Below are 11,063 nucleotides of genomic sequence, written 5' to 3' on the forward strand. Positions count from 1 at the left end.
CACCCCCCCGCCGTGCCCTCCGCGCGGGGCGGGGGGGGGGCGGCCCCCCCCCCCCGGCCCCCCGGCCCCCCCGGCGGCCCCCCCCCCCCCCCCGGGGGGGGGGGGGGGGCCCGACCGCCCGACAGCCCGAAGACCCGCCCGACAGTCCGTCAGACGGCGACCATGCCGGCGGACAGGTCGACCGTTGTCCCCGTCGACACCGCCGCCAGGTCCGAGGCCATGAACGCCGCCATGTTCCCGACGTCCGCCAGCGACGGCCAGCGGCCCAGCAGGTTGCGCGCCGCGGCCCGCTCCTGCCAGCCCGCCGCCCGGGCCGGCAGCTCGGGCAGGTCCGTCGCCAGCGTGGTCTCCACGCTCCGCTGCGCGTCCGGCGACCCGGCCGAGTGCAGACCGAGCACCCGCACGCCCGCCGGGCCCAACTCGGCCGCCAGCGTGCGGGCGAAAGCCTCCACCGCCGCCCAGGCCGGGCCGAACCCGGCCGTGTAGGGGAAGGGCACCCGGGAGGGCGCCGCCGTCGCCATCATGATCACGCCCCGGCCGTTCGGCACCATCCGGGCCGCCGCCGCGTTGGCGGTGGTGAACTGCGCCCGGGTGAAGTCGACGATCGGCAGCGCGAAGTCCTCGTACGACAGCTCGCCCAGCGCCGAGCCCTGCGCACCGCCCGGCCGCCGGGTCGAGGTCGCGCAGAACGAGATGTCCGGCCCGCCGGCCCGCTCCGCCACCGAGTCCAGGAAACCCTCGACCGCGTCCCGGTCGAACGCGTCCACCTGCGCGGTCACCAGCGAACCGCCCGCCGACTCCACGTCGTGCGCCAACTCCTTGAGCGCCGCCTCGCCCCGGCTCGCCACGAACACCCGGGCCCCTTCCCGGACGAACGCCCGGGCCACCGCGCCCCCGATCGACCCGGCCCCGTAGACGACCGCCGTCCGGTCCGCCAGCAGACTCCCCATCGGGTTGCACCTTTCCTCGGGCGGACCGGACCCCGCCGACCCGCACCACCTCGGCACCGCCCTGCCGGCGGACGCCTCCGAACCACGCCGGGCGGGGCCGACCGGCCCGCGGAGGGCCACGGCGCGCCCGCCCCGCCCAGCATTCCGGACGGCACCGCGGCACGGGGGGAGCGCGCGGCCCGCACACTCGAAGGCGTGCCCGCCGCGGCGGAGGTTGACGAACGGGTGTTCAGCCGACGGGGCGTCACTCCGCCCCGGCGGCAGGCGGATCACCGGCGGCGGGCGCATCACCGGCAGCCCGCGGACCACCGGCGGCGGCCGGGTCACCGGCGGTCGCGCGCTCCGCCCGGCGCCGCTCCGTCCGGAGCCGCCCGGCCCGGAGCCGCTCCGCGACCTCGTACGCCCGGCCCGGGTCGTACACCACCACCGTCCGGCCGGGGGAGTGCAGCGCCCCCGCCCGCGGCTCGTACCGGTGCGCGCGCACGTCGTACCGCCCGGCCAGTCCGGCCACCTCGGCCACCGGCACCCGCCAGTGCGCGGCCAGCTGCTCGGGCGTCCACCACTCCTCCGGGCAGACGAAGCTCCGCTCGACCTCGGTCCGCAGCTCCACCGCCGCCCCCAGCGCACCGGCCCGCTCGGTCAGCCAGTCCACCAGGGTCCCGGTGCCGACCCGGTCGACGGCGGCGCCGAACCCCGGTGCGCAGGTCAGCTTCTCGCCGTCCAGGTGCAGCACCACCGCGACCGACCGCCGATCGCCCAGCCGCAGCCGCTCCACCACGACCACCCGCTCCAGCCCGCCCGGGGGAACGGTCCGGACCCGGAAGAAGCGCGCGACCGCCAGGTGCGCCGCGCCGCCCGTCCCGCAGAACTCGATCCAGCGCACCGTGGTACTCACCACCGTGGCCAGCAGCAGCGCGGTCATCACCAGCACGGCCAGCGCCGCGAGCACCAGCGTCCCCCAGCAGAGCGCCCACCCGATGCCGCTCCCGGTGAACACGCTCATCAGGGCGAACCCCAGCATCAGGGGCCCCGCCACCCACAGCGGCAGCAGCACGCCCCCGCCCACCGCCAGCCCCAGCTCCCGGAGCCGGCTCGGCACGAACACCAGCCGCTGCTCCGCACTCCCCGCCGCCGGATCGGGACTCCGCATGACCATTCGTCAAATGTAGTAAAAGAAACGACAGTTGGTAAGGGACGGTGACCCCGCGGCCCGCCCGGGGGTCCGCCGGACGGGTGACGGTCCCGCCGCGGCGACCGCCGGGATGCTCTCCTGGAACCCCGGGCCCCGGACCACCCGGCGGCCCCTCCGGTGCGACCGAAGGAGACCCCCGTGATCCCGCAGGAGAAGCTCACCGACCCGACCGTCCGGGCCTTCGTCACCGCCGTCAACGGCGGCGACCGGGCGGCGTTCGAGACGCTGCTCGCCCCCGGCGCGACGATGGCCGACGACGGCTCCGCCCGCGACCTCGCCGACTGGACCGACCGCGAGATCTGGTCCACGCACGGCCGGATGAGCGTGGCCCGCGAGTCCGACGCCGGCCGCGCCCTGACCGTCGACTACCGCAACGACACCTACGGCGAGATGCGCACCGCCTGGCGCTTCGAAGTGGCCGCCGACGGCCGGATCACCCACTTCGAGACCGGCCAGGCCTGAAAGGACCGGCCGGGCCCGACAACGGGAGCCGGGCGCTCAGGAGCGGGGCGCCGGGTGCGGCCGGTGCGTGCCGCCGCGCGGCTTGGGCAGCGGGCCGCCCGCGGTGTGCCCGGTGCGGTCGTCGGTGTGCCAGGACTGCGACTGGAAGGCCAGGAACACCGCCGTCCAGCGCGACTCGCCCGGCAGGTGGATCAGCAGCGCGCCGTCCTGCCACACCCCGTCGTCGCCGGTGAAGCGCCCGCTGTTGCCCTGGTTCATGTGCACGTCGTGCACCCCGTTGCCCGGCCGGAAGCCGAACACCTTGTCCGGCACGGTCGGCTCGGCCGGCCAGCGCTGGCCGAACACGTACAGCACGGCCCCCGGGTCGTCGATCGCCCGCAGCACCTGACGGTCCAGCAGGTCCGCCAGGTCGTTGTCCGCGCCCGGCAGGTCCGGCGGCAGCGTCCGCATCGCGGAGCGGTCGAGCAGCTTGTCGCGGACGAAGTCCAGCGCCGCGCCGCCGGCCCGGGACGGCAGCGCCGTCCACCCGGCCGCGGTGGCCGGCAGCAGCGCCGTCACCGGGTGGGCGAAGTCCTCGTCGACCAGGTACAGCAGCTCCGAAGGGGCCTGCTGGGACTCGACGTTGACGGCGGCCCGGAAGTGCGTGCCGCCCGCGTCCACCAGGTGGATCTGGTAGTGCGGGGTGTCCGACGCCCCCTCGCGGCGACGGTCGACGGCCCGGGCGGCGAGCACGCCGTAGTGGGCGATGGGCATGCGGGGATCCTCTCGTCGAACGACAGTGCGACGGCAGCCCGACGGCTCCGCTACGCTCCTCCCGCCGTACTCTTCCGCACCGCCCGCCCGGCCCGCCGCCCCGTCACCCGATGTTCACCCGCGTGTGCACCCGCGCGGGACGGGAGCCCGCCCCGGACCGGCACCCCCGCCGAACGACGGGGGGTGATCAAGCCATGGTGTGGACGCGGGTAAACTCCCAGCTTGCTTGAATCACTCTCAGGAAGCTCCCAGAAATCGGGGTTTCACCGATCGAGGGAGGCGGCGCCGTGCGCGTCCGAAAGAACACCGACCGGGCCGGGGCCGCCGCCCCCGCCGGGCACATACCCGCGGCCGTCCCCGCAGCGGGCCGACCGGGCGGGACGGTATGACGACGCGTCCGCTGGCCGTCCGCTGGAACCCGCTGGACTGGCCCCTCACCCACGGCCCGATCCCGTACGCCGTGCTGATCGCCGGCTGGGCCGCCCTGCTCCTGCTCGCCTGGTCGCGGCACCGCCGTTGGCGCGCCCCGCGACTGCTCGGCGCCCTGCTGCTCGGCGGCGCGCTCACCGCCGCGGTCAAGCTCGGCGTGGACGGCTGGTGGCGCCCCTTCCCCGAGGGAACGCCCGACTTCGTGATGCGCTGGATCGCGGTCGCCCTGTTCGCGGTCGCGCTGCTCTGCTTCCGGCTGCCGCTGCTGACCCGCCACCGCACCCGCCTGCTCGCGGTCGGCGGCGCGGTCCTGGTGCTGCTGATGTCCTCCTCGCAGGTCAACCGGGGCTTCGACCAGTACCCGACGGCCCGGGCCATGATGACGCCCGACACCCCGGTGCTCACCACCGACCGGGCCGCCGACACCCTCGCGGCCACCCCCGGCGCCCCGCTGGAGGAGACCTGGCACGCGCCGCCCGGCCTCCCCGCCAAGGGCACCCTCGCGGTCACCAGCATCCCCGGCCACGCCTCCGGCTTCCGGGCCCGCCCGGCCTACGTCTACCTCCCGCCCGCCTACCAGGCCACCCCCCGTCCGCTGCTGCCCGTCCTCGTCCTGCTGCCCGGCCAGCCCGGCGGCCCCGAGGACTGGGTCAACTCCGGCGGCATCCAGGGCCTGATGGACGACTTCGCCGCCGCGCACCGCGGACTCGCCCCGATCGTGGTCGTCCCCGACCCCATCGGCGCGCCCTTCACCAACACGCTGTGCATGGACTCCCGGATCGCCAAGGCGCAGACCTACCTCGCCGTCGACGTCCCGGCCTGGATCGACCAGCACCTGCAGGCCGCCCCCGGCCGCACCGCGCGCGCCGTCGGCGGAATCTCCTTCGGCGGCACCTGCGCGCTCCAACTCGCCGTCAACGCCCCCCAGGTGTACGGCAGTTTCCTCGACTACTCCGGCCAGCAGGAACCCACCCTGGGCAGCCGCCAGAAGACCGTGAAGAAGGCCTTCGACGGCGACGAGGCCGCCTTCACCGCCGTCGACCCGCTGCACCTGATGGCCCGCCAGAAGTTCCCCGACACCGCCGGCCGCTTCGTGGTCGGCGCCTGGGACCACGAGTTCCGCCCGATGCAGGAGAAGGTGTACGCCGCCGCCCGGGAGGCCGGCATGGACGTGACCCAGCAGGCCTACCCCGGCTGGCACGGCTGGGCGGTCTGGCGGCAGGGCCTGCAGCAGGACCTGCCCTGGCTCGCCGCGCGGACGGGACTGATCCGATGAACGACCTGCTGACCGGCCCCGTCCCCACCGAGGGACCCGCCGGGGGCCCGGCCGGGCCCGGCGCCCCCGCCCCCCGCCCGCGCCGGACCGCCGCCGTGCTCCGCCGCCGCCTGCGCCGGATCGCCCGCGGCCTGGGCCGCCGGACCGCCCGGGGCCTGGCCGCGCTCGCCCGCCGCCTGTGGGCCGCGCCGCTGACCCTCACCGCGCTCGCCGTGCTGGGCACGGTCGGCGCCGCCACCGGCAGCCTCGGCCGCGGCCCCTCCAACGCCCTGCTGGCCCAGGTCGGGGTCGGCCTGCCCGCCCTGGCCGCAGGCCGCTGGTGGACCCCGCTGACCTCGCTGTTCTGGTGCCCGAGCACCCTGTCCTACCTGTGCACGGCCGTCCTCCTGCTGCTGGTCGGCCCCGCGGCCGAACAGCGCCTCGGCCGGCTCCGCACCCTCACCGTCCTGGTCGCCGGCCACGCCGCCGGCACCCTGCTCGGCGCCTGGCTGGTCGCCGCCGGCTCCCGGCTCGGCGAACCCTGGACGGCCTCGGTCGCCGGACAGCTCTCCGTCGGCCCCTCCGCCGGCCTGTTCGCCCTCGCCGCGGTCCTCTGCCACCGGCTCACCGCCCCCTGGAACCGCCGCCTGCGCCTGCTGGTCCTGCTCGTCCCGCTCGGCATGACGCTCTACGTCGGCCACCTGCAGAGCGTGCAGCGCTGCGCCGCCGTCCTGGTCGGCCTCGGCCTCGGCGCGCTCCTCCAGCGCGGCCGGCCCCGCCCGCAGGCCCACCGCCCCGCCCACGCCGAGGCCCGCGTCCTGGTCGCGCTCTGCCTGGTCGCCGCCGCCCTCGGCCCGCTGGTCGCCGCGCTCTACGACAACGCCAGCGGCCCCTTCAACACCTTCTCCGACCTCTACCTCTCCCACCCGCTCGCCCCCGACGAGATCGCCGACGCCTGCGCCCGGAGCGTCCACGAGTGCGCCCGCGCGCACGCCGTCCAGCGGATCTTCGGCACCCCCGGCCGGCTGATGGCCGCGCTCTTCCCCGCCCTGCTGGTCGTGCTCGCCGACGGCCTGCGCCGCGGCCTGCGGCTGGCCTGGCGGATCGCCGTCGCCACCGAACTGAGCTGGCTCACCCTGCTCGGCCTGTTCTACCTCTACCCGGAGCCCGTCGACGCCGACGAGGTCGAGTACTTCGTCGAGGCGATGCTGCTGCCGCTGCTCACCCTCGCCCTGCTGCTCGCCACCCGGCGGCGGTTCCGGCTCGACCTCGCCGACGGGGCGGCCCCGCGGCTGGCCCTGGCGGTCGGCGGGGCGCTGACGGCCGCCTCCGCCGCGTACGTCGGCCTCGGGACGGCGGTCGCCGACCGCTTCGAGCCCGGCGCCACCCCCTGGCGCCTGCTGCGCGGCCTGCCCGCCCTGTTCCTGCCCCCCGCCTACAACGACCTCGCCCCCGACTACCCGATCGCGCTGCGCGGTGCCGCCGTCCTGCTGGAGACGTACTGCGGGCTGGCCTTCTGGGCCCTCGCCCTGGGCGCCCTGCTGCTCGCCTTCCGGCGGTCCGCGGTGCGCACCGACCACGCGGCCGCGGCCCGGGCCCGGGCCCTGCTGACCGAGCACGGCGGCGGGACGCTCTCCTTCATCACCACCTGGGACGGCAACCACTACTGGTTCGACGAGGACGGCCGGGCGGCCGTCGCCTACCGGGTGCACGGCGGCATCGCGCTGACCGCCGGCGACCCGTTCGGCGCCCGCGAAGCCCGCGAGCGGGCGGTGGCGGGCTTCGCCCGGTACTGCGACGCCCGGGGCTGGACGCCGTGCTTCTTCAGCGTCTCCCCGGAGATCCGGGCCGCCGCCGACCGCCTCGGCTGGCGCTCCGTCCAGGTCGCCGAGGACACCGTGGTCGCGCTGCCCGGGCTGGCCTTCACCGGCCGCAAGTGGCAGGACATCCGCACCGCCCTCAACAAGGCCGGCAAGCAGGGCATCACCGCCGAGTGGCTGACCTACCGCCAGGCGCCGCCCGAACTGCGCGAGCAGATCCGGGAGATCTCCGAGGAGTGGGTCCTGGCCAAGGGCCTGCCCGAGATGGGCTTCACCCTCGGCGGCCTCGGCGAGCTCGACGACCCCGAGGTCCGGGTGCTGATCGCCGTCGACGAGCACCGCGTCGTGCACGGGCTGACCAGCTGGATGCCGGTGCACGAGGACGGCGTGCCCGTCGGCTGGACCCTGGACTTCATGCGCCGCCGCACCGACGGCTTCCGCGGCGTCAACGAGTTCCTGATCGCCTCGGCGGCCCAGCGCTTCCGGGACGAGGGCGCCCGCTTCCTCTCGCTGTCCGGCGCGCCGCTGGCCCGCTCCGCCCGGGACGAGCGCCCCACCGGCCTGCAGCGCCTCCTCGACCGCACCGGCCAACTGCTCGAACCGGTCTACGGCTTCCGCTCGCTGCTCGCCTTCAAGTCGAAGTTCCAGCCGGAGTACCACCCGATGTACATGGCCTACCCCGACCCGGCCGCCCTCCCGCGGATCAGCCGCGCCATCGGCAAGGCGTACCTGCCCCGGCTGACCCCCGCCCAGGGCGTCCGCCTGGTCCGCCGCCTCTCGGGCTGACCCGCCCGGGCCGCGGCCCCTTGCACGGGCGGGTGCACGTCCTAAACTCCCTTGCGTGACCAAGGACTTGAAATGCACCCACTGCGGGGGCCACGGCCTGGAACAGGGCTTCCTCGAGGACAGCGGCGAGAACAGCCACGGCGACGCCCGCTGGATCGCCGGCGCCCTGGAGCGCGGCTTCTTCGGCAAGGCCCGCCGGATCGGCCGCCCCCGCCACCAGGTCGACGCCTTCCGCTGCCCCGACTGCGGACACCTGGAACTCTTCGCCAGCCGGCGCCTCAGCGGCTGACGGGCCGTCAACCGCCTTCGCCCCGGGGTCAGTGGCCCAGGACGCCGCGGACCCACCCGTCCACCGTGCCGGTCAGATCGTGCTCCCCGGCCGCGTGGTCCAGGACGAAGGTGCGCACCGAGTCACCGCCGTGGAAGAGCCCGCGCTTGTCGAACTCCAGCACCACCTCGACCCGGTGCGGACCGGTGACGAAGGACACCTCGACCTCGTTGCACCGATCCGCGAACCGCGGAGCCGCCCGGTACTCGATCTCCTGGTAGAACGGCAGCACCTGCCCGGTACCGCGGATGTGCCCCGCCTCCAGGTCCGCCCGGTGGAACCGGAAGCCGAGCGCGTCCAGCGCCTCCAGCACCCGCCGCTGCACCGGCAGCGGCTCCACCTCCAGCGGATCGGTGTCCCCGCGGTCCAACTGCCCCGCGATGTCGACATCCGTACGGACCCCCAGCGCCATCCCCGCCAACCGCTGCCCCCCGACCGCGGTCAGCGGCGTCTCCCACGGCACCGGAAACGCGAACGGCACGACCCGCTGCTCCTTCGCGCCCAACCGCAGCGGCCCACACACCTCCACCCGCCCGAACTCCTGGGTCCGGTGCCCCTCCCCGTCCTCGTACTCCACCTCCACCCGGGCCGCCAGACACAGCGCGACCCCGTTGACCACGGCCTCCCGCTCACCCCCGACCAGGTTCACCTGCCCGTGCACGGTCCCACCGGGGAAAACCCCCGGACCGGCCAACACCGTGTCCACCGTGGGACCGCCGACCCCCAACGCACCGAGCAGCCGCTTGAACACCATCCGGAACCCCTCCCTCACCCACCCGCCACCACGAGCCCCCGATCCTACTTTGCCAACCCTTTGCCCCAACCGGTGCCCCCACCCGCCGTCCGCCTCCGCGCCTCCGCCACGCCCTGGCCACCCTCCCGCCCCTCCCGTCACCCGACCGGACCCGGCCGGAAGGGTGTGTTCAGTGACTGGTGTATCTGATGTTGTGTGAGTTACCGGCGGCCGATGGAGAGTCGGCCGTCGAAGGCGATGTCGAACGCCTGGAGGGCGGGCTTCCATCGCATGGTCCAGCGTTTGCGGCCCAGGCCGGTGGGGTCGAGGCTCATGACGGCCATGTAGACGCACTTCAAGGCCGCTTGCTCGTTCGGGCAATGGCCGCGGGCCCGGACGGCCTTGCGAATACGGGCGTTGACCGACTCGATCGCGTTCGTCGTGCAGACGACGCGACGGATCTCGACATCGAACTGCAGGAAGGGCACGAACTCGGCCCAGGCGTTCTCCCACAGCCGCACGATCGCCGGATACTTCCTCCCCCATGCCTCCTGGAACTCCAGGAACCGCTCCTCGGCGGCATCCTGGGTCGGGGCGGTGTAGACGGGCTTGAGCGCCTTCGAGATCTTGTCCCGGTCCTGGCGGGCCGCGTAGCGGAAGCCGGCGCGCATCAGGTGGACGACGCAGGTCTGCGTGATCGCCTGCGGCCAGACCGTGCCGATGGCGTCGAGCAGGCCCTTCAGGCCGTGGCAGACGACCATGCACACCTCCTCGACGCCGGGGTTCTTGATCTCGGTGAGGACCTGGAGCCAGTACTTGGCGCCCTCACCGCCGTCGCCGGCCCACAGGCCCAGGATGTCGCGGGCGCCGTCGACGGTGACCGCGAGGGCGACGTAGACCGGCCGGTTGGCGACCTGCCCGTCGCGGACCTTCACATGGATGCAGTCGATGAACACGACGGGGTGGACCGGGTCGAGGGGGCGGTTCTGCCACTCGTCCATCGAGTCCATGACCTTGTCGGTGATGGTGGAGATCGTCGACTTGGACACGCTCGCGCCGTAGACCTCGGCCAGGTGGGCCGAGATGTCGCCGTGCGTCAGGCCCCGGGCTGACAGGGCCAGCACCATCTCATCCACGCCGGTCAGCCGCCGCTGGCGCTTCTTGACGAGCTGCGGCTCGAAGGAGCCCTGACGGTCGCGCGGCACCGCGATCTCGACCGGCCCGACATCGGTCAGCACGGTCTTCGAACGGATCCCGTTGCGGGAGTTCCCGCTGCCGGCCCCGGCCTTGTCGTGCTTCTCGTAGCCGAGGTGGTCGGTGATCTCGCCCTCCAGGGCGGACTCCAGCACGCGCTTGGTCAGCTGCTGCAGCAGCCCGCCCTCGCCGGTCAGCCCGATCCCACCTGCGCGGGCCCGGTCGACCAGCTGCCCGATCAACTGCTCGCCCAACAGGTCCGCCGCCATCTCGACCGGCCGGACCTCTTCAACCGCCTCAACCGAGGCGATCACGCCGCTCATCAGGTGCTCTTCCTTGATCAGGAGATACACCGGTCACCGTACAGACCCCGCCCCGGCCAGGGTGGCGTCCAGCGCCGCCCACTTCCCGTCCCGCTTCACCCGCTTCTGCTCCGGCGCCGCCGTCAACAGCAGATGCCCCTCCGGCGTCGCCGACGTCTCACCCGACTCCGTCGTCAACGACTCGATCGGCACGTTCTTCCCGGTCGTCCTCGCCTGCGCCAACGCCCGGTCCGTCTCCGACTGGGGACGCTGCTGCTCGCGCTGCTTCGCGACCGCCGCGATCTCCCCGGCCGAGGGCAACGGCTGCCCGTCGGCCGCGAACGCGACCGGCACCGTCAACCCGCCCGCCAGGGCCAACGCCCCGGTCAGACCCACCATCCGTAGCACGGCAACACCGCGATGCCGTCTGCCCACAATCAAAACTCCTGAATCTGATGAAACGTCAAAAACTACTCGCTGCAAGCCATATGTGCGACAGGAGGGTGGCAAGGCCTGGCCGGAAACGGGGCCTCCTGCATGCCAGTGCCGACCCGTCAGCTTCCCGATTTCGGTCGGCACTGAAAAAGCAAGTGGGATCCGGGTCCGTGGGCCAATATTTATCAAGTGGCCTTGATGTCAAAGGAGTTCACGGTTCCCTTGCCTGTCGGCAGCTTGTGTCGATCCCTATGCACATCTATGCCTTGAACTTGTGTTTGTCATGGCCAGAGCTTGCCGGATCGCGTCGAACGCATGCGGCCGCATGGGCGAGCGACGCATTTATTCAAACAGCACTTGCCGCGCAATCAAAGTGGCAAAACAATGTCCATTTCGCCACTTTTGCCAAATTTGTTACCTCGCG

Annotated in this window: 10 protein-coding genes; 4 read left to right on the forward strand and 6 right to left on the reverse strand. The window is 73.9% G+C overall.

The features are described 5' to 3' along the window. Window positions 1-149 precede the first annotated feature (149 nt). Window positions 150-950 carry an SDR family NAD(P)-dependent oxidoreductase gene (locus ACIQBJ_RS31765; protein ID WP_400717565.1) on the reverse strand — a complete coding sequence of 267 codons (801 nt, stop codon included), beginning with the start codon at window positions 948-950 and terminating at the stop codon, window positions 150-152. A 244-nt stretch (window positions 951-1,194) separates the two neighbouring features. Then, entirely contained in the window at window positions 1,195-2,106 is a 912-nt protein-coding gene (locus ACIQBJ_RS31770; RefSeq protein WP_400717567.1) for a hypothetical protein, read from the reverse strand. 174 nt (window positions 2,107-2,280) lie between these two features. Between ACIQBJ_RS31770 and ACIQBJ_RS31775 the strand changes: the two genes are divergently transcribed. Next, window positions 2,281-2,604, forward strand: a complete 324-nt coding sequence (locus ACIQBJ_RS31775; RefSeq protein ID WP_400717569.1) for a nuclear transport factor 2 family protein — start codon at window positions 2,281-2,283, stop codon at window positions 2,602-2,604. A gap of 36 nt (window positions 2,605-2,640) precedes the next feature. Here ACIQBJ_RS31775 and ACIQBJ_RS31780 read toward each other — a convergent pair whose 3' ends face one another. Continuing rightward, a complete protein-coding gene (locus ACIQBJ_RS31780) occupies window positions 2,641-3,357 on the reverse strand; it encodes a DUF2278 family protein (RefSeq protein WP_400717571.1) in 717 nt (238 codons plus the stop codon). Between the two features lie 385 nt (window positions 3,358-3,742). Here ACIQBJ_RS31780 and ACIQBJ_RS31785 point away from each other — a divergent pair, with 385 nt between their 5' ends. From ACIQBJ_RS31785 to ACIQBJ_RS31795, 3 genes are read left to right on the forward strand one after another with little or no spacing between them, the layout of a single operon-like run. Continuing rightward, the gene (locus tag ACIQBJ_RS31785) at window positions 3,743-5,062 is read left to right on the forward strand and encodes an alpha/beta hydrolase (protein ID WP_400717573.1); all 1,320 of its coding nucleotides are present in this window, start codon (window positions 3,743-3,745) and stop codon (window positions 5,060-5,062) included. Next, complete coding sequence (locus ACIQBJ_RS31790; RefSeq protein ID WP_400717575.1) at window positions 5,059-7,647, forward strand: rhomboid family intramembrane serine protease; 2,589 nt, start codon at window positions 5,059-5,061, stop codon at window positions 7,645-7,647. Before ACIQBJ_RS31785 ends, ACIQBJ_RS31790 begins: the two co-directional genes overlap by 4 nt. A 55-nt stretch (window positions 7,648-7,702) precedes the next feature. Further along, window positions 7,703-7,936 carry a hypothetical protein gene (locus tag ACIQBJ_RS31795; RefSeq protein WP_400717577.1) on the forward strand — a complete coding sequence of 78 codons (234 nt, stop codon included), beginning with the start codon at window positions 7,703-7,705 and terminating at the stop codon, window positions 7,934-7,936. A gap of 28 nt (window positions 7,937-7,964) precedes the next feature. Here ACIQBJ_RS31795 and ACIQBJ_RS31800 read toward each other — a convergent pair whose 3' ends face one another. The 3 genes from ACIQBJ_RS31800 to ACIQBJ_RS31810 all read right to left on the reverse strand — a co-directional run bounded on the left by ACIQBJ_RS31800 (window position 7,965) and on the right by ACIQBJ_RS31810 (window position 10,603). Further along, a complete protein-coding gene (locus ACIQBJ_RS31800; protein WP_400717579.1) occupies window positions 7,965-8,729 on the reverse strand; it encodes a sporulation protein in 765 nt (254 codons plus the stop codon). Window positions 8,730-8,929: 200 nt separating this feature from the next. Continuing rightward, complete coding sequence (locus ACIQBJ_RS31805; protein WP_400717628.1) at window positions 8,930-10,171, reverse strand: IS256 family transposase; 1,242 nt, start codon at window positions 10,169-10,171, stop codon at window positions 8,930-8,932. An 87-nt stretch (window positions 10,172-10,258) separates the two neighbouring features. Continuing rightward, complete coding sequence (locus ACIQBJ_RS31810; protein ID WP_400717581.1) at window positions 10,259-10,603, reverse strand: hypothetical protein; 345 nt, start codon at window positions 10,601-10,603, stop codon at window positions 10,259-10,261. Window positions 10,604-11,063 lie beyond the last annotated feature (460 nt).

Source organism: Kitasatospora sp. NPDC088391 (genome assembly GCF_044753345.1).
GTDB lineage: Bacteria > Actinomycetota > Actinomycetes > Streptomycetales > Streptomycetaceae > Kitasatospora.